Raw genomic sequence first — 18,066 nt, forward strand, 5'->3', positions numbered from 1 at the left:
ATCCTTCGCATGTCGGCAACAAGCGGTATACCCATCATTTGATAGAGGATCCCATCGTGTTTCTGGTGGGGAAAAAGCGCGTAATTGTACACTGGCGAATACCCGTTTACTAGCACAGCCGCCGCTTTAACTTTGCGGCAGTCTGTTAAAATAGAAAGCTGCTTCGGGTTCATGAGGGCATTCCTCTCTCTCCTGCGGCATAGTAACGATAAAGCCGATACGGGAATTCCCGTTATCACAACCCAAGTCCCGCTACCGGCAAAAGCTGATAAACGCCAAGGAACATGAACAACCAATGAAAACAATTGCTGTAATACCGGCGCGGATGGGTTCGTCCCGTTTCCCCGGAAAACCGGTTGCAAAACTGTTGGGCCGGACAATGCTGGAACACGTTTACAAGCGCGTGGCGCTGAGCAACGTGCTCCATGCGACTTACATTGCCACCTGCGACGAGGAAATCCGCAGAGTGGCGCAAGAATTCGGGGCTCCCGTCATTATGACAGCAGACACCCACGAAAGGGCGAGCGATCGCGTTGCCGAGGCGGCGGTCAAGATCGAAGCTGAACTTATCGTCATGGTACAAGGCGACGAACCCATGACACATCCGGATATGATTGACGCGGCGGTCGAACCGTTCCGGCACGACCCGCAATTGGGCTGTGTAAATCTGGTGCGAGGCATTGACAACCCGGCCGACCTTCACGACTTCAACACAATCAAGGTTGTGATGAATCAGCGGGGCGACGCCCTGTACATGTCGCGACAGCCGATACCGACTGCCCCGGCTTCCTCTCGCCCGAACTTTCCGCACGCGTTTGCCTACAAGCAGGTATGTATTATCCCCTTCCGCCGCGAAACATTATTTGAATTCGCCCGCCTGCCCTCTACGCCCCTGGAAAAACTGGAATCCGTTGACATGCTGCGATTACTGGAGCACGGTTACCGGGTGAAGATGGTGAGAACCGAGTTCAACACCCAGGCGGTCGACACGCCGGCCGATCTGGAGCGAGTCGCCAGGCTGATGAAAGCCGATCCCTTGCTCACCTCATACTGAGCCCGGCCTTTCCCGGACACCTTCAGGAAGTCTTCTAAAGGAAGTACTCATGCAATTAAAATCGAAACTTGCGCGGAATGCGTTAACCATCGGGTCGTGGATCACGCTGGGGCATCCGGCCATCGCCGAGATCATGGCGGCGGCCGGGTTTGACTGGCTCGTGCTGGATACCGAGCACAGCGTGCTGGAACTGAGCGAGGTTCAAATACTGATCCAGGCACTGGACGGGCAAGGATGTCCGGCAATCGTGCGGCTGACGTCGAACCATCCCGACCAGATCAAGCGTGTCATGGACGCCGGCGCAACGGGCGTAATGGTGCCGATGATCAAAACCTCGGCCGATGCCGAGGCTGCCGTCCAGGCAGTCTACTATCCACCCCGGGGCGCGCGGGGAGTGGGTCTCGCCCGAGCACAGGGTTATGGTGCACGATTTAAACAATACCGGCTCTGGCTGGATGATAATGCGATCATTGTAGCCATGATCGAGCATATCGATGCTGTCAACGCCATCGACTCCATTCTTTCCGTACCCGGAATTGACGCCTATATCATAGGTCCCTACGACCTGTCCGGTTCCATGGGACGTCCTGGCGAACTCGATTACCCGGAAGTGCAGACGGCCATAGCTCGCGTACTGGAAGCTGGACGCCGCCTCGGCAAGCCGGGGGGGATTCATGTAGTGGAACCCGATCCCGATCAGTTGCGTCGAAACATCCAGGCCGGCTTCAATTTTCTTGGCTACGGCCTGGACATCCGCATCCTCGACACGCTATGCCGGAGTCACATGCAAAATATAAGGGAAGGTCTATGAACAAATTCATCATTTCCACCTCGTCGTTCGATGTGGACAACAATCCGCCTATCCAGCATCTGCTAAAAAAGGGTATGCGTATAACGGCCAACAGTTACGGACGCAAGCTTACAGAAGATGAAGTCATCGCGCTGCTGGGGAAGGATACGGTCGGGATGATCGCGGGCATAGAACCGCTCACGGAACGCGTTTTCGCTTCCGCCAGCAGCTTGAAAGTGATATCCCGCTGCGGGAGCGGCCTGGATAGCGTAGATCTTGCCGCTGCGGAGCGCCATGGTATTACTGTTTTAAATACGCCGGAAGCACCCGCCCAGGCAGTGGCCGAGCTTACCCTGGCCTTGATATTGACGATTTCCAGAAAGATATGCGAGACTGACAGGCTGGTCCGCGCGGGACAATGGCCACGAACGCAAGGACGGTTGCTTGCCGCACAGCGAGTGGGCATCGTGGGCCTGGGAAGAGTTGGCGGACGTGTTGCGCGCCTGTGCCAGGCATTCGGCGCCGAAGTGGTGGCGCACGATTCATACGTGCAGCGCTCGCCGGAAGGGGTAGAATTGGTACCCTTGAAAAAGCTTCTGGCGGAGGCAGACATCGTCACCCTGCATCTGACGTATGACCGCGACACACATCATCTGGTGAATAAGGAAGCTTTGGCACAGATGAAGCGCGGCGCTGTCGTGATAAACACAGCGCGGGGCGGTCTTATAGATGAGGCCGCGCTGGCGGAAGCTTTGAAATCCGGGCAGCTGAGTGCAGCCGCTCTCGATGTCTTCGAGCAGGAACCGTACCAAGGCCCTCTCGTGGAATGCGAAAACGCGATTCTCACCTCACACGTCGGCTCCCTTGCCAGAGAATCGCGCTACCGCATGGAGGTTGAAGCCGCGGAGAATCTGCTGCGAGGCCTGACCGAAGCCGGCGTTATCGAAAACGGATAAACAGGGAATGTCGAACGAAATCGCTATTGTCTATGGCGCCAGTGGCTTTCTTGGCAGTCACGTGGCGGACGCACTGTCCGCGGCGGGCTACCGGGTGCGCCTGTTTGATCGTTGCCCCTCGCGCTACCAGCGAGGCGACCAGGAAATGATCATCGGCGATATCATGGACCTTGCCCAAGTGACGGAAGCGGCCAAAGGCGCCGCCGTAGTCTATAATTTTGCCGCCATCGCGGATATTGATGAAGCCCACGACAAGCCGTTGGCTACTGCAACAATCAACGTGCTCGGCAATATGCACGCGCTGGAAGCAGCCCGCCTCGCTGGGGCACGCCGCTTTGTTTTTGCCAGCACCATTTACGTCTACTCCGAGTCGGGTTCTTTTTACCGGGCCAGCAAGCAAGCGGCGGAACGCTTCATCGAAACCTATAATGAACGTTACGGGCTGGACTACAGTATCTTGCGCTATGGGTCGTTATATGGGCGGCGCGCCGACACGCGCAATGGTATCTACCGGATGCTGCATGAAGCTGTGGAGCGGCATTCGATTACTTATCACGGTACTGGCGAGGCGATTCGCGAGTACATCCATGTGGAGGACGCGGCACGCATGAGCGTACAGGTGCTTGCTCCGGAGTTTGCAAACCGCCATCTGCTTTTGACCGGGCAGGAGCGGCTGCGGATCAGGGATGTCATGACGATGATTTCGGAAATCATGCCTTGGAAAATCAATCTGCATTTTGACGAGGCACGGGCGGGGCATCACTATGAAGTGACACCTTACGCGTTCCAGCCCCGCATCGGCCACAAGCTGGTGCTCAACGAGCATGTCGATCTGGGCCAGGGCCTGCTGGACTGTCTCCGGGATATACACAAAAGCATGCATCACTCCGGTAAAGATGATGAGGCGACGCCCTTGGCGTCTGACAATAAAGCATGAAGCGAGTAGCATGGCAGGCCATCATTTTCGATTTTGACGGAGTGGTGGTTGAATCCGGTGAAATCAAGACGCAAGCATTTGCCAATCTCTATCAAGGGTACGGCGAAACAGTGATGGCCGCGGTAGTGCAGTACCACACCTTGAACGGCGGCATGTCGCGCTATCAGAAATTCCGTTATTTTCAGGAAACGCTTCTGGAGAAACCCCCGCTCACGCCGGAGGAAGAGCAACAGCTCGACCGGCGTTTTTCGGAACTGGTGGTCGAGGCAGTGATTGCAAGCGAGGCAGTGCCGGGCGCCGCCGAACTGATTCGTAAAGAGGCCGAAAGAATACCTTTATTTGTCGCATCGGGCACGCCGGAAACTGAGCTGAATAACATCGTCATCCGGCGCGGTCTCGCCTCCTATTTTACCGCGGTGCGCGGCTCTCCCACCCCTAAGCAGAAGTTGATAGCCGATATTCTCGCATCGCACTCCCTCTTGGCCGAGCGGGTGCTGATGATAGGCGATGCTCTGATAGATTATCAAAGTGCGCGCGTTAATAACGTTTCATTTCTGGGGCGTGTGCGGCCGGGGGATGAAAATCCCTTTCCGGCGCATGTGGACGTTCTACCCGATCTGAGCCCATTGCTCACCTGAGCAGGCCAACCGGTGTATCAGTCAGATCAACACGGCAATTCGGCCCGCGTGTCACCGCATCCCGACGCAAGGCGATCACCGCATCAGCCCGCGCCGCAATAACTGCCAGGAGACTTTGAAACCCCACAGCACCGGGTGTCGCCGCAACAAGGGAGTGACTTCAACGCGAACTCCGGTATGACGCTCGATTTTCCAGGCGGCGTAATTGATGCTGTCGTGAAAGGTAAATGCGGCCTTTGTCAGCCGCAGCACGGACAGGACTTTTCCCTGCCAGCGGCGTAACCGCCAATGCCTCAGAGAACGCCGATGATCTGCTGCACTAATCAGGCAGCGGTAATTTCCATCCGCCAGTACCTCCAGTTCCGCCTCCAGCGCTGGCGCGGCCTGCCGGGTTAATCGCACATACTCATCTGGATTGAACTGGGCAAGCTGACGCGCCCGTCCCGCCCGCTCAGGCCGCAATTCGGCCGCATAAGTTTGCGTCAAACCGTTGGTCCAGATCGTCTCGGCATCTACCATGGGGGCGTTCAGCGTCGGCAGAGTGGACTTGAGAAACGTTATCACCGCTTGTGCCAGCGCACGGCATATGCGCTTGCGGATAACCTCATCGCGAGCATATAACAATCGCGTGGGTTGAGCGAAGCGCGCCCATAGATAGGGGTGAAACCAATGCCCGGTCCCTTGTTCGAAATCCGCCACCGAAACCACCGCATATTTGGCGCGAAACTTTTTTTCCTGCTGCGATGCCTCTAAATAAAAGACGTTCGGAGGCAACCAGGCATTAAGGTAACCCAGATAGCGCTCCGGGTATGCACTCCGGTAGTTGTTCACCACAGCATAAAAATCCACGACCCCGTCCCCAATTTCCGGGGAGCGCAAGCAGGAACCGTAAAGAAGAACGGCTTCAAGCGAGGAGCCGAAGCGTAACTTCAATGCTTCAACGAGGATGAAAAAATCCGCTGATACAGCCAATGAACTCAGGCCGGCCATCTCCGACACCAGACCATCCGGGAGTTGTCGATCATCTGTTGATGTGCGATCCGCCATGTTACGAGTCAGCGTTTCCGCTATCCGCTACCAGAAAATTGATCGGGCCGACCGCCGAAAGGCGCAGGGGCCCACCGTGACTCGTCGCCCGATAGGACTCACCGTCGACGATGTACTCATCATCTACGAGCAATTCCAGCGTTCTGGTATTGCTGCTGTAATAACCATCCCGTTCCTCGAGAACGCTACCCCGGCCAGAAAGCAGCTGCAACAACGAACGCAAGGGACGCTTTCGTTGCTGCCGGACAAATGTCACATGCAGCGGCTCCCGTTCTCGCCCCCAGTATGGACGCATGCCAAACAGCAGGCGATCAAGGGTGCTGGCGAAAAGAAACGCATAGGATCCATGATGCAGTTCGATACCCTGCTCGATGACCGACATCTGAACCGGCGCCCAAGCGCCTTGACGGCGCCCCATTAATGCACCGGCAAGATAACCCAGCATTATGATGGCTGAATAAACTTCCCCTGTGACGCCGAGTTGCTTGATTCTGCCCTGGGAAAATATGACAGCACGGGCAATAAGACCAATGCCGAAGAACATGCCATAAACGTTGGCGGCTCCTGCCTGTTCAATGCATAAAACGTGACGCTGTAGCAAAACAGGCAGGGTCCGGCCCTGCAAGCACTTGCTTAACTTCCGCAGGACATGTTCCGGTTTGCCGTGAATGCCCATATCCAGCGCCGTCATGTTGGTGGTTCCACCAGGAACGACAGTCAAAACCGGCCAATTGGCCATGGGCCTTGTGGTAAATAAATGATTCAACACCGCCTGCACCGTGCCGTCCCCGCCGACGATCACCAGCAAATCAGTATCCTCTTGCAGAAAAGCATCGACAGATGCATTAATCTCTGCCGCACTGGTCGCTTCCCGGGAAGCGGCATTGGGAAATCCGGTCAATTCGTGCCTTATCGCATCCCTGCGCTTGCGTATGCGGCCGCTCATCGGATTGAACAGAAACCCTACAGTGGCTGACCCTTCTCTGAACCTTTCAATTCTTGATTGTTCTATCATTCAAATCCGATCTGAGTACTGCACCCTGCCGCATTTGGCCAAGGCTTTGTTCAAGGCAAGCCGCGCAGATTACAACATATGTCAGGTTGGCGCCACAGCAACAGCTCATCCACATGAGACAGGGAAGAGCGGCTCTTATAACTGCATGATGAGCAGCGGTTAAAAAATCCGCCGCAACCACACACTGGCAAGAGCGACTAACAGCAATCCGGGCAGGAGCGCGGTCAACGCTGGATTCAGGTGCAACAACAGGCCTGCATTTGCAACAATCTGGTCAAACAGATATACGCTGATGCCGAGCATTGACGCAAGTATGAGCCGGTTGCCGAGGCCGGCTCGTGCCGATCCGAAAACAAAGGGTATTGAGAGCAACAGCATTGCGATGGTGGTCACTGCGCCACCGGCCTTTCGCCATAAGGCCAATGCATAGGCATCTCCTTCTTGGCCGGTCGCCCGTAAAAAACGCACGTGAAAAAACAATTCGACCGGTGAAAGGCTTTCAGGGGACTTGGTCAGTGTCAGAATATCATCCGGGTTCAGAAACGACTTCCACTGCACTGAATTGGCGCTTACCGACTCTATCCGGTTTCCGTTAAAGCTCTTGGTGGTAACATCGTGCAGCTCCCACAGATCACCTTCTATGAAAGCAGCGTTCCTGGCGTAGGTATAGGTCAGTAGAAAACCGTTTTCGTCGAAATGCACTATCTCAATATCCACTGCTTTTCCCGCATGCAGCATCTCGCCGATACGTAATATATTCCGCTCGTCGCGTGTCCAGATCCCCAGATGTTTGCCCAGCGCCGCGCTCTTCTCAAGCGCAACGGCTCGCGAGGAAATAGCCTGCTGTTGAAATTGCGGCGCGACAAATTGATCCAGCACGGTAATGAATAATAAAAGAACCGATCCGACAGACAATGAAGCGAGGCTGATGCGAACCGGAGACACGCCTGCTGTGCGCATCGCCGTGAGCTCCGATCCCACTGCCAGCCGTCCCAATGCGATCACATTGCCCAGCAGCGCAACGAACGGTGCAAGCTGGATAAATCTGCGCGGCAGGAGCAAGCCGGTGTGCAGGAACGCATCCGTGACGCGGTAGGTCCCTTTCCCCACGTCGTCAAGCTGATCCAGCAAGTCGAGAAAACCGAATAGCGGCAAGAGCACCGCGGTGGCAATTCCCAGACCCATGACAACCTGGAAGGCCAGGTAGCGGTTGATTATTGTCATCTGCGCAGAAATAGCTTCTGCCAGAAACCGGGTGACAGCAGGGTGAGCGCGCCAAGGAACATCACGATATAGAGCCACCAGACACCGGGAACCCTGCCGATGGTGCCCTGCTCGACCCAGGTCTGGGCTAATCCGGTCAGGATATAATAGATTGCGAAAACCAGCGCCGCAGCATAGTACGTCCTTTCGCCCTTGTCCTGCCGAGGGGAGGCACGGCTGAATGGCACAGCAATAAGCGCTAGCAGGATGGTCGCAAACGTACGCGAGAGCCTCCACTGGAATTCAGCGATATCCCGCGGCTGATCGGATTTCGCCAACGTCTCCGTTGCTGCAGCTTTCCGTTTGTAATCCAGTACATTCCCGCTGTCAGTGAAATAAACCAATTTGTCGAACTGGACAACCGTATCCTCTGTTCCGGAATGCATTAGCCGGTAAATGAAGCCGTCGATCAACTGGATCTGCGGACGCTCGCCGCGCGCGGGTTCAGGCTGATGAGCTTCTTTGGCCAGAATGATCTCGCTGCTGCCGTTTTTATTCATGTAATGAAACACGTCTTTCATCTGTTTGCCCGCGTCATCCTTGGTTTGAATATAAACCACCCTGCCCTTGCCTTTGTCCTTGCCCTCGCTTCCATAGAAGCGCCCGGCCTGGAAACGTTCCATGTTCAGTTCAGCCTCTGCCTGGGCATTCAGCAGATAGCTTTCCTCATACGCCCACGGGCGCACGAAAACAGAAAGAACTCCGCTGGCAATTCCAACCGGAATCGCGACGATGAGCACCGCGTAGATTATGCGGTTCTCGCTAACGCCGGCAGAACGCAACACGGTGATTTCCTGCTCTCTGTGCAGCCGGCCGAGCCCGATCACCACCGCGACATAGAGGGAGATCGGCATCAGCACCTCCAGCGCGATCAAGGTCTTCAGCAGCACGAGCTTCAGCATGGACGCAAGGCCCAGTGACTCTGTCACTGCCCCGGCCAGGAAGCGCGCGCTGCTGAAACTCGCGAACAATATCGCCAGGATAGCGGCGACCACGGTGAACGGTATCAACAATTCACGCGCGACATATCGTTCTATTATCTTCACGGATATCTTCTGCCGCTATGAGTAGAATAGTCTTTAAAAACGGGGCACCGCCTAGGCGATATCATGCGGGTCGGTTCGCTCTCGAGCCAGGGGTACCTCTCCCGCCAGCACGGATTCCACAAGCAGCATATCCTCAACCTTGTCAACATCGACGCCAGCCTGTGGATAAGGCAAAAATACCGGCCGCACAAGAATGCCGGTTTTTGCCGCGACAGTCTTGAGTCCCCTGTCAATTGTCAGCAATCCCAGCAGATAGGAAAGAACGGTTATGATGCCAAAGACTTGACCAATCAATAGCCACGGACGTTTACGCAGGTCTTCCGCCCGCTGCCAGAACAAAACCAGGCCCCGGCCGCGCGGATTGAGAAAGGCATAAAGATTACAGCCGCAAACCCCTCCGTCCCGTAGCCGTATCACGGTACGCTTTACTCCAGGAAACGCCGCTGCCACATCCTCGTGCTTCACGACGCCCACAGTGGCGTCGCCACCCGCAGCCTGTGATTTACTTAAAAAATACCGGACAATGGAAGGCGTCAATAACGCATGATCCGCCGTTGTCAGCAAGACGGGTGAACCTTGATCGATCTGTGCAAGACCGCTGTTAGCACTGCGACTGGGGGAATCCAGATTGGGCACCCAGAGGACACGCCCGCAGCTGATTCGCTTCTCCAGTTCCGGGCAGTCCGGCAGCACAGACGCGGGGGGACCGCATACAACAATGGCCTTCACCATGCCACTGCCTTCCAGCGCATCCAGCACGCGTATGATCATCGGCGTACCACCGACCGGTGCAATTGCCTTGCATGCCATACCTGTTTTAACCGCGATTGGATCGTTGGCCGACCGATCCGCCGCCAGCACCACCGCGGTAAACTGATCTGTTTTATTCATCTGCAAACGTTTTACTCCATTTTGCGGTCTCCCGGATAATCCGCGGAGACTCACCAGAAAGAAGGCGAAGTGACGCGTAAAGTACTGGCGAACATACGCTGAACCAAAAATCGGCAGTCAACCCCTCGGTTCAGGATAACGGATTAGAGCGCCTTTCCATAAATCCGGTAACGCTTGTATTCCCTGCAACCCAAGCCCGCAAGAATTGCGCGCATGGGCTTGTTATCCTCAAGTATCCATGATAATTCAACGGCCTTAACTCCCAGCGATCGCCCCAGTTCTCTCGGCGCATCAATTACCATGAAAGCAAGAGCCATCCCGAGCGGAGTATTATGAAATTGCTTGCGCACTCCCATCAACGGTATTCTGCCGGTACGAACGCCTCCCCTGGATCTGATCCTGGTCAGTCTGAGCCAGCCGAATGGGAACAGGCTTCCATCAAGCTCGGCAAAAATCTCGTTCAGGTTCGGCAACGCCACCATGAAGGCGGCAGGAATGCCATCAACCTCTGCAATCTGGATGCAATCGTCGGGCACCAGCAGGCGGAGGCTGGCGCCAAGCTCATCGAACTCGGCCTTGGTAATAGGAACGAAGCCCCAGTTTTCGGACCAGGCGTCGTTGAATATATCACGCAGCACTTCCATCTCCTGGCTGAATTTGTCCCGGCGAAGCGTCCTCAGACGCACCTGGCCCGAAAACTTGCTGATCAGGGAGCTCATCAATCGCGGCACCTTGAAATCCACCTCTGCCCAATAGGCAAGCATATCCTTTAACGGCTGATAGCCTTGCTCTTCGAGCAGCCGCCCATACCATTTGCGCGAATGCGGCATCATCACCACCGGGGGCGTGTCGAAACCATCCACCAGAATGCCGCATTCCTGATTGATCGATAAATTAAACGGCCCTGTTATACGGCGGGTGCCGCGGGCAGCCAGCCATTCCTCCGCGATGCGCATCAGCGATGCCGATGGCGCCGCATCATCAATGCATTCAAACAGTCCAAAATGGCCGGTGTCCGCCCCGTATCGCTCGCGGTGAAGTTGATCAATTTGAGCGCTGATCCTCCCTACCGGCTGATTATTCCGGTATGCAACCCAGGCCTGCCACTCGCCATGTTTGAAAAAGGGATTGAATCTGGAGAAATGAAGGCGCCGTTCCAGGCGTAACGGCGGTACCCACATCGGGTCATCCGCGTAAATTTGCCACGGGAGATCGATAAACGCCCCCATCTCGCGGCGGTTTGTAACCGGGAGCACGGTAATTCCCGAGGATGCCGATGCAACGCTTTCATTCATGAAGGAAAGTAGCCATATATGCGATTTCAAAACAAAACATATGAAGATATCCGTTTGAGGCAACGCGTTTACGCACTGAATTCACGTTCGGCACGTTTCCGGACTGCGAATTTTCTCCGACGCCGGTTGTGGGAGATAGACGAAGATTTGTTAACTCATGACATGTTGATGACGTGATATTATAATTGGTGGTTTGCAAGCTGAGGCGGATTTAAAAAATTTGCTGAGGCCATGAGGACGCGCCGGATGCATCGTGACCGTTGGCTGGCGTCATAATGATCACGCCAACATTCGGGCCGTGTAAAAGTGACGGATTTATGATTTGCGCTATCCGTGGTCCACTCAGTCCCTGATGACCCCGCCGCGGCGGGAAAAGCTGACATGTTGAGGACGTGAATGGCGCCGAAGCGGATGGGCCTGACTGGATTTAATCAAAAAGAAAACAACGGTTGAAGATTTTTCTGTAGTGATAATTTACGCAAAGGTTGATTAGTAATGGAAACATCAGATTATAACCTCCTGATATCGATCGCCCTTATTCCCGTTGTCGTCGGGCTGCAGATATGGGTGAGGAAACGTCGCCTGAGCCGACGCAACGAATCCGGACAACAGGAATTCGACAGCCTCGGCACGACGCTCCTTTCGGCAGTTATAGAGGGATTGGCGGTGATTTCGAGTTTGATACTTATTATCTGGATCATGGGGGGCATATTGAGATTCCTCTTCCCGATGATGTTCAATGCACAGTAACGCTCTCATGACTTACAATGGCCGCATATGCGCGTAATTGTCACGGGAATGGGGGTGGTATCGCCGATTGGCATTGGCACTGACCAGTTCTGGTCGGCGGCTGTCAATGGGATTAGCGGAATTAAAAAAATTTCGAGCTTCGATGCATCAAATCTTCGTTCCCAGATAGCGGGCGAAGTGAGCGAATTCAATCCCTCCACCTTCCTGTCGCCCAAATACATAGAGCAAACCGATAGATTCACCCAACTGGCGCTGCTGGCGGCGAGCCTTGCTATCGAGGACGCGGGGGGGCTGGATACCTACGCGCCGCAACGTGTGGCCGTAAGTATAGGCTCGGGGATGGGGGGCTTTGCCACCTTCGAGTCTTCTGCAATACGCAAGTTCCGTAATCAGCCGGTACCTCCTTTTACGGTGCCTCGAACCATGGCAAACTCCGCAGCTGCCTGGATCGCGATAAAACATCAGCTGAAAGGAGTGAATCTGACGTGCAGTACCGCCTGCTCTTCCGGTGCCAATGCTATCGGCATGGCGCTTGATCTCCTGCGCGCGGGGAGGGCCGATGTCGTGGTTGCAGGCGGGGCGGAAGCATGCGTACTACCGCTGACCATGAATGGCTTCGAGATATTGCATGCCTTAACTACAGGCTCCAACGCGGACCCGGCCAGGGCATCCCGGCCTTTTGCCAAGGGGCGGGATGGTTTCATTATGGCAGAAGGCGCGGGTATACTTATCCTGGAGAGGGAAGAAGAGGCAACGCATCGAGGGGCGAAAATGTACGCCCGACTGGCCGGTTATGGACAGGCATGTGATGCCTTGCATATCGTAATGCCAAATATGGAGGGCCAGGTATCGGCAATGCGAGGGGCTATCGAGGACGCGGGCATGGCACCTGACTCCATCGATCATATCAACGCGCACGCCACCTCCACGCCGCTTGGAGATATCGTGGAAACCCGGGCCATTAAAAATCTTTTTGGAAACAGGGCCCGGGATATCGCCATCAGCGCCACCAAGTCGCTGCTGGGGCACACCGTGGGTGCATCCGCCGCCATCGGCAGTATCGCTACAATCATGGCGCTTCGTACCGGCATGATACATCCAACCATTAATCTTGAAGAAGCTGATCCAGAGTGCGATCTCGATTACACGCCCAACGTCGCGCAGCAGAAGAACCCCCGTACCGGCCTATGTAACGCTTTCGGATTTGGGGGCAACAATGCCAGTATTCTTTTTACAACCCTTGAATGAAGGAAGAGATCAGAAATGGATACAGCGGAGATTGAAGCAAAGGTCATACAGTTTATCGCTACAAAGGTCGAGAATCTGGATACGTCCACAATAAGCAGATCTTCAAAATTCGAGGAACTCGGGCTTGATTCAATGGATACGATTCAGCTTCTTTTTGACGCTGAAGATACTTTTGGCATTAATTTCGATAGTGAAGAAGCAAAAGGATTCAGCAGCGTGGGAGATATTATTTCCTACATTGAAAATCATCAGGCACCCGCATCCTCTTAAAGGATGAGCGGATACAAGAATCGGGCTCACTCAGCTGAACAAACGAACCAGAAAGCCGATGGTGCGGCCCTCTGTTATCGATCTCGCTACATTTTACCCGATAGTGATTTTTTTGACGGTTGAGCCTTGATTTTTGATTTCGTGGCTTTTGTTTCATTTTTTGCTGCTGCGCTTGCTTTTGACTTTGTATCCCTGGGCTCAAACTCGAATCCCACCTTTCCATCCGCACCCGCAACCAGATAAGCGGAGAATGGTCTTCCCTTCTTCGAAATAAACTTTGGCAACAGATCCGTTTTACCGGTATGCAACAGGTTGACCACCTGCTCGCGTTCAATGGGACGTGAGAGAATTATCTTCGCTATTTTAAAATTGCACGTGCGTGGCGAGCCCAAAGCTTTTTCGCAAGCGTAACTCATCCCGTGATCGAACACCCTGTTGCCACACCGCGGGCATTTTCCCAGCGGCTCCCGATCGGAAAAATCAATCTCTTCCGCGCTCTCTTCGCCATCACCGCCGAAATCGAATTTCATTTCGAGTTCGTCGGTAAGCTTGACATTCGCATTGAACAGGCGCCCCATCTTGCTGCGGAAGCCCTGTAGCGGCCCCACCTCGCGCCGGGTAATCAACTGTTCCATTTCCGCTGTTTCAAACTGCCGTCCGGCAAGAATTTTCCATAATGCGAAATCGCATTGCTGGCATTGAAATTTCTTGTAAGTCTCCTGCACCACACCGCCGCATTTAGGGCAGGGAGACTTGAGCGTGGAAAAATCGCCGGTGATGGTTTCGCCGCGATGACTTTTCGCCTGCTCCACGATGTGGCTCGTCATACCGGCGATTTCTTCCATGAACTTATTACGTTCAAGTTTTCTCTGCTCGATCTGGCGCAGTTTGAATTCCCAATCACCGGTCAGTTCGGGTGACGTGAGCTCTGGCACTTTCAGACCGCGCAACAAAGTGATCAGCGAAAAAGCTTTCGCGGTAGGATGCAACTCACGACCGACGCGCTGCACGTAGTTTTCCAATACCAAGCCTTCAATGATTGAGGCGCGGGTCGCAGGCGTCCCCAGCCCCTTCGCACTCATGGCCTCCCGCAACTCTTCATCTTCCACCAGCTTGCCCGCACCTTCCATGGCAGACAGCAACGTGGCTTCGTTGAACCGGGGTGGGGGACGGGTCTGGTTGGCGATAACCTTAACCTCTTCGGCGCGAACTCGTTCCCCGGCCTGCACCTGGATCAACGTTTCATCATCGGCGCCGCTGGCACGCACTTCCTTGCCATATACAGCCTGCCAGCCCGGATTGACCATCACTTTGCCTTCGGTTTTGAAAGGCTCGCCCTCGACGCGAGTGATGCGTGTGGTAACAAGGAATTCAGCAGCAGGATAAAAAATTGCCACGAAGCGCTTCGTGACGAGATCGTAAAGCTTTGCTTCCGCCTCGTTCAGCGCTTTAGGCTCAAGCGAAGTCGGGATGATGGCGAAGTGATCGGAAATTTTGGCGTCGTTGAAAATACGCTTGTTGGGCTTGACCCAGTCTGCCTTGAGAACCTGTTTGGCAAATACGCCGTAACGGGTTTTCTTGAGAGAACCCAGAGTGTCTCTGACAGTTGAAATGTAGTCTTCCGGCAATGCGCGCGAGTCCGTTCGCGGATAAGTCAGCACCTTATGTTTTTCATACAATGCCTGAGCCAGCCCAAGCGTTGTCTTGGCGGAGAAACCAAAGCGTCCGTTGGCGTCGCGCTGCAAGCTGGTAAGATCGTACAGCAACGGGCAGATTTCCGTGGCGGGCTTGCTTTCTTCACTGACGATACCGTGTTTACTCTGGCATTTGATTTGAATAGCCTTGGCGCCGGCCTCATCCCATATCCGCTCGGCTTTTTGTTCAACATCCTGTTTGTCTTTGGAAAACTTCTCGTCGAACCAGCGGCCGTCGTATTTTCCAGCACCGGCCGCAAACGTGCCATGCACCTCCCAGTAATTGCGAGGAACGAATTTCTTGATGATATCTTCCCGCTCGATCAGGATTGCCAATGTAGGTGTTTGTACCCGGCCCACGGTCGTCTTATGGAAACCGCCTTCCTGCGAGTTGAATGCCGTCATCGCCCGTGTGCCGTTTATGCCCACCAGCCAGTCGGCCTCCGAGCGGCTTACCGCCGCTTCCGCCAGTGGCTGCACAGCTTCGTCATCGAGCAGTTTCGTAAAACCGTCCTGGATCGAAGCGGGCGTCATCGATTGCAACCAAAGCCGTTTTACCGGTTTGTTGGTCCCCACATGACGTGTGATGTACCGAAAGATCAGCTCCCCTTCGCGTCCTGCATCACAGGCGTTGATAAGCGAATCAACATCCCTGCGTTTTATGAGCTTGGTCAACAGCTTTAGCCGCGATTCGGTTTTCTCGATGGGATTGAGATCAAAGTGCGGCGGGATGATGGGCAGGTTGGCGAAACTCCATTTTCCCCGTTTGACTTCGTATTGCTCGGGTACGGCCAGCTCAAGCAGATGCCCCACCGCAGACGAAAGCACGAATTTGTCGTTTTCGAAGTAATCAGCGTGTTTGACAAATCCGCCCAGGACGCGCGCAATGTCGGCGGCGACAGAAGGTTTCTCTGCAATAATCAAAGTCTTGCCCATGAAACTCCAGGTGAAAGTCTGCAAACCGGCAACAGCTGTGGCCAGTAGGGGAGGTTTTTTCTTGCAACTTCAATCCCCGTGTATGATAGCAAGAACTTGGCCGTTCACTTTCGCTTGCACCAACTGCCGGATTTAGGTTCGGCCGCTTTTCCATTATAAAGAACTAAGCGGCGCGACGCTGCGATGATCTATCTCAGTCGTTGATAACGCCCGCCAGGCAGACTTGCCACCAGGCCATTCAATTCGAAAGCCAATAGCATCGCTGATACCCTTTCTACCGTCAAGCCGCTCCTGACACACAGGGAATCGATATTGGTAATGTCATGTCCCAGATACTTCAGCAGCACTGATTCGTCACCCTCAGGTTCATCAGCCTCACGGCGTTCACTATGGGCGGGCCGCCGGGATTTCAACTCGCCCGGCATTTCGTCTCTTAATTCATCCAGAATATCGCCGGCGCTTTCGACCAGTTTTGCCCCATCCTTGATGAGTGCATGGCAGCCTTTTGACAGAGGCGAATGAATGGAACCGGGGATGGCAAATACTTCTCGTCCCTGTTCCAATGCCTGTCTGGCAGTAATGAGCGAGCCGCTGCGTAGTGCGGCCTCCACCACAAGACACCCGTGGCTCATGCCGCTGATAATGCGATTACGGCGTGGAAAATTGCTGGCAATGGCCGGGGTGCCCAAGGGAAACTCGGAAATGAGCGCGCCCTTTTGCGCCAGTTCATGGGCCAACTCGCGATTGCTCGCCGGGTACACGAGATCCAGTCCGGTTCCTACTACTGCAATGCTGGCGGCGCCCCCCTGCAAGCCTCCACGGTGTGCCGCGGCATCGATACCGGAGGCCATTCCGCTGACGATACACAACCCCGCATTACTTGCCGCTTCAGCAAAAGCTTCCGCATTGGCAAGCCCCTGGGGCGTGGCATTGCGGCTCCCGACTATGGCGAGTTTCGATGACTTCAGCAGTTCGCGCTTTCCCTTTAGATAGAGGAGCGGAGGAGGGTCGGGAATGTTGAGCAGCAGCGAAGGGTAGTCGGAATCGGCGAGCGTAACAACCGAATTTGACGAGTCTTCCAGCCAGTCGAGCGAGGCAGTAATCCTTTTTTCGTCCGCGCCCTGCACAATGTTGTACGCTACCTTTTTTTTTACCACCCGTTCGAGCGAGGCGATATTCGCGGAAAAAATTTTCGCGGGACTTCCGAACGCTACCAGCAACCGCCGGGTTGAGTCGTCACCCAGGCCGTCAATCAAGCCAAGGGCGAGCCAGGCCTCGATATCGCTCATCGACTTCATTTTATCCTTGTCAATGGTAGCTTTTTCTCGCGGGCACATGCGAACCGGTTGAATTGCCTGCATGACAGCGAAGCTGAACGGTTTGAACCGGGATACGTCTCACGCGGACACTCGTCTGAAAAGAAAAGAAGATGTATCGCGCCCGCTCTCATTCTGAATCCGGGGGGGCGTGGCGCGAAGGCTGGAAAACGGGTTTCCTGCGAAATCAGATATAATGAACCTTACACCGAACCTGGAACAGCGTTTTCCGCCCTTAGAGGACGTGGAGGGAAATATCGTAACAGCACTGTTTGAATTTTGCATTCAGATTATTTAATGTTCAAGCTCCGCTAGTTCCCGCAAACCCTGCAAACCTGTTTATGGCACTTCTAAAAATATTGCAATATCCGGATGAACGGCTGCATACCATCGCGAGCCCGGTATCGGAAGTTACGCATGAAATTCGCACTCTGCTGGAGGATATGGCGGAAACAATGTATGCCGCGCCTGGAATTGGACTGGCGGCGACCCAGGTCGATGTGCATCTGCGGGCAATCGTGATTGACATTTCCGATACGCATGACCAGTTGCATGTGTTGATCAATCCAGAAATCATCTCGCAAAGCGGCGAATCCGAGTATGAAGAAGGTTGTTTGTCGGTACCGGGAATATTCGGGAAAGTACCACGCGCCGAGCGGATCACGGTCGAGGCGCTGGATCGGGACGGAAAGCTTTACACACTTGAAGCCGATGGCTTGCTCGCCGTGTGTATTCAGCATGAAATAGATCATTTGGCAGGCAAGGTATTTGTCGAGTACTGGTCGCGGATGAAGCAAACGCGTATTCAGGCCAAATTCAAAAAGCAGCGGCGAAAAGTAATGTGATATCGGAATTTTGCCGGCAAACGCGGGACACCCGAGGGACCTCCTGATTAATAAACGAAGCAATTGCGGCATGCC

General features: G+C 54.5%; 17 protein-coding genes. 9 read left to right on the plus strand and 8 right to left on the minus strand.

Annotated features, from left to right (window positions below):
- Positions 1-295 precede the first annotated feature (295 nt).
- From BMZ14_RS07055 to BMZ14_RS07075, 5 genes are read left to right on the plus strand one after another with little or no spacing between them, the layout of a single operon-like run.
- Positions 296-1,054 (plus strand): 3-deoxy-manno-octulosonate cytidylyltransferase, encoded by a 759-nt coding sequence (locus BMZ14_RS07055; RefSeq protein ID WP_074796138.1) that lies wholly within the window; start codon positions 296-298, stop codon positions 1,052-1,054.
- 49 nt (positions 1,055-1,103) lie between these two features.
- Positions 1,104-1,865 carry an HpcH/HpaI aldolase family protein gene (locus BMZ14_RS07060; RefSeq protein ID WP_074796140.1) on the plus strand — a complete coding sequence of 254 codons (762 nt, stop codon included), beginning with the start codon at positions 1,104-1,106 and terminating at the stop codon, positions 1,863-1,865.
- Positions 1,862-2,800, plus strand: a complete 939-nt coding sequence (locus BMZ14_RS07065) for a phosphoglycerate dehydrogenase (protein ID WP_074796142.1) — start codon at positions 1,862-1,864, stop codon at positions 2,798-2,800. The genes BMZ14_RS07060 and BMZ14_RS07065 overlap by 4 nt, the downstream gene beginning before the upstream one ends.
- Positions 2,801-2,807: 7 nt before the next feature.
- Entirely contained in the window at positions 2,808-3,737 is a 930-nt protein-coding gene (locus tag BMZ14_RS07070) for an NAD-dependent epimerase/dehydratase family protein (RefSeq protein ID WP_074796144.1), read from the plus strand.
- Positions 3,734-4,375: an HAD family hydrolase gene (locus BMZ14_RS07075; RefSeq protein ID WP_074796146.1), complete on the plus strand. Its 642-nt coding sequence runs from the start codon at positions 3,734-3,736 to the stop codon at positions 4,373-4,375. Before BMZ14_RS07070 ends, BMZ14_RS07075 begins: the two co-directional genes overlap by 4 nt.
- Before the next feature lie 75 nt (positions 4,376-4,450).
- Here the strand turns inward: BMZ14_RS07075 and BMZ14_RS15425 are convergent, their stop codons facing one another.
- The 6 genes from BMZ14_RS15425 to BMZ14_RS07100 form a co-directional block, all read right to left on the minus strand.
- Complete coding sequence (locus BMZ14_RS15425; protein ID WP_256208456.1) at positions 4,451-5,422, minus strand: hypothetical protein; 972 nt, start codon at positions 5,420-5,422, stop codon at positions 4,451-4,453.
- Between the two features lies 1 nt (position 5,423).
- Entirely contained in the window at positions 5,424-6,368 is a 945-nt protein-coding gene (locus BMZ14_RS15430; protein WP_256208457.1) for a diacylglycerol/lipid kinase family protein, read from the minus strand.
- Between the two features lie 228 nt (positions 6,369-6,596).
- Positions 6,597-7,661, minus strand: coding sequence for an LPS export ABC transporter permease LptG (lptG, locus tag BMZ14_RS07085; protein ID WP_074796148.1), 1,065 nt, complete (start codon positions 7,659-7,661; stop codon positions 6,597-6,599).
- Positions 7,658-8,746, minus strand: a complete 1,089-nt coding sequence (lptF, locus tag BMZ14_RS07090; RefSeq protein ID WP_074796150.1) for an LPS export ABC transporter permease LptF — start codon at positions 8,744-8,746, stop codon at positions 7,658-7,660. The genes lptG and lptF overlap by 4 nt, the downstream gene beginning before the upstream one ends.
- A gap of 51 nt (positions 8,747-8,797) precedes the next feature.
- A complete protein-coding gene (locus BMZ14_RS07095; protein ID WP_074796152.1) occupies positions 8,798-9,637 on the minus strand; it encodes a nucleotidyltransferase family protein in 840 nt (279 codons plus the stop codon).
- Positions 9,638-9,780: 143 nt separating this feature from the next.
- Complete coding sequence (locus BMZ14_RS07100) at positions 9,781-10,932, minus strand: N-acetyltransferase (RefSeq protein ID WP_074796548.1); 1,152 nt, start codon at positions 10,930-10,932, stop codon at positions 9,781-9,783.
- Between the two features lie 495 nt (positions 10,933-11,427).
- Between BMZ14_RS07100 and BMZ14_RS07105 the strand changes: the two genes are divergently transcribed.
- The 3 genes from BMZ14_RS07105 to BMZ14_RS07115 are packed head-to-tail and all read left to right on the plus strand — an operon-like array spanning position 11,428 to position 13,200.
- Entirely contained in the window at positions 11,428-11,682 is a 255-nt protein-coding gene (locus BMZ14_RS07105) for a hypothetical protein (protein ID WP_074796154.1), read from the plus strand.
- A gap of 27 nt (positions 11,683-11,709) precedes the next feature.
- The gene (gene fabF / locus BMZ14_RS07110; protein WP_074796156.1) at positions 11,710-12,930 is read left to right on the plus strand and encodes a beta-ketoacyl-ACP synthase II; all 1,221 of its coding nucleotides are present in this window, start codon (positions 11,710-11,712) and stop codon (positions 12,928-12,930) included.
- Positions 12,931-12,945: 15 nt separating this feature from the next.
- On the plus strand, positions 12,946-13,200 hold the full coding sequence (locus tag BMZ14_RS07115) for an acyl carrier protein (RefSeq protein WP_074796157.1): 255 nt from the start codon (positions 12,946-12,948) through the stop codon (positions 13,198-13,200).
- An 86-nt stretch (positions 13,201-13,286) separates the two neighbouring features.
- On the opposite strand, the gene BMZ14_RS07120 is transcribed toward BMZ14_RS07115, so the two are convergent.
- Both BMZ14_RS07120 and dprA read right to left on the minus strand, forming a co-directional pair.
- A complete protein-coding gene (locus BMZ14_RS07120; RefSeq protein WP_074796159.1) occupies positions 13,287-15,830 on the minus strand; it encodes a DNA topoisomerase III in 2,544 nt (847 codons plus the stop codon).
- Between the two features lie 188 nt (positions 15,831-16,018).
- Complete coding sequence (gene dprA / locus BMZ14_RS07125; RefSeq protein WP_074796550.1) at positions 16,019-17,128, minus strand: DNA-processing protein DprA; 1,110 nt, start codon at positions 17,126-17,128, stop codon at positions 16,019-16,021.
- A gap of 359 nt (positions 17,129-17,487) precedes the next feature.
- On the opposite strand from dprA, the gene def reads away from it, so the two are divergent.
- Complete coding sequence (gene def, locus BMZ14_RS07130) at positions 17,488-17,991, plus strand: peptide deformylase (RefSeq protein WP_074796161.1); 504 nt, start codon at positions 17,488-17,490, stop codon at positions 17,989-17,991.
- Positions 17,992-18,066 lie beyond the last annotated feature (75 nt).

This window comes from Nitrosospira briensis, assembly GCF_900115125.1.
Lineage (GTDB): Bacteria > Pseudomonadota > Gammaproteobacteria > Burkholderiales > Nitrosomonadaceae > Nitrosospira > Nitrosospira briensis_A.

Excerpts from the sequence above, each read along its gene's own strand:
- BMZ14_RS07055 (WP_074796138.1), top strand. The coding sequence starts at position 296 with ATGAAAACAATTGCTGTAATACCGGCGCGGATGGGTTCGTCCCGTTTC.
- BMZ14_RS07060 (WP_074796140.1), top strand. The coding sequence starts at position 1,104 with ATGCAATTAAAATCGAAACTTGCGCGGAATGCGTTAACCATCGGGTCG.
- BMZ14_RS07065 (WP_074796142.1), top strand. The coding sequence starts at position 1,862 with ATGAACAAATTCATCATTTCCACCTCGTCGTTCGATGTGGACAACAAT.
- BMZ14_RS07070 (WP_074796144.1), top strand. The coding sequence starts at position 2,808 with ATGTCGAACGAAATCGCTATTGTCTATGGCGCCAGTGGCTTTCTTGGC.
- BMZ14_RS07075 (WP_074796146.1), top strand. The coding sequence starts at position 3,734 with ATGAAGCGAGTAGCATGGCAGGCCATCATTTTCGATTTTGACGGAGTG.
- BMZ14_RS15425 (WP_256208456.1), bottom strand. The coding sequence starts at position 5,422 with ATGGCGGATCGCACATCAACAGATGATCGACAACTCCCGGATGGTCTG.
- BMZ14_RS15430 (WP_256208457.1), bottom strand. The coding sequence starts at position 6,368 with ATGAGCGGCCGCATACGCAAGCGCAGGGATGCGATAAGGCACGAATTG.
- lptG (WP_074796148.1), bottom strand. The coding sequence starts at position 7,661 with ATGACAATAATCAACCGCTACCTGGCCTTCCAGGTTGTCATGGGTCTG.
- BMZ14_RS07095 (WP_074796152.1), bottom strand. The coding sequence starts at position 9,637 with ATGAATAAAACAGATCAGTTTACCGCGGTGGTGCTGGCGGCGGATCGG.
- BMZ14_RS07100 (WP_074796548.1), bottom strand. The coding sequence starts at position 10,932 with ATGAATGAAAGCGTTGCATCGGCATCCTCGGGAATTACCGTGCTCCCG.
- BMZ14_RS07105 (WP_074796154.1), top strand. The coding sequence starts at position 11,428 with ATGGAAACATCAGATTATAACCTCCTGATATCGATCGCCCTTATTCCC.
- fabF (WP_074796156.1), top strand. The coding sequence starts at position 11,710 with ATGCGCGTAATTGTCACGGGAATGGGGGTGGTATCGCCGATTGGCATT.
- BMZ14_RS07115 (WP_074796157.1), top strand. The coding sequence starts at position 12,946 with ATGGATACAGCGGAGATTGAAGCAAAGGTCATACAGTTTATCGCTACA.
- BMZ14_RS07120 (WP_074796159.1), bottom strand. The coding sequence starts at position 15,830 with ATGGGCAAGACTTTGATTATTGCAGAGAAACCTTCTGTCGCCGCCGAC.
- dprA (WP_074796550.1), bottom strand. The coding sequence starts at position 17,128 with ATGAAGTCGATGAGCGATATCGAGGCCTGGCTCGCCCTTGGCTTGATT.
- def (WP_074796161.1), top strand. The coding sequence starts at position 17,488 with ATGGCACTTCTAAAAATATTGCAATATCCGGATGAACGGCTGCATACC.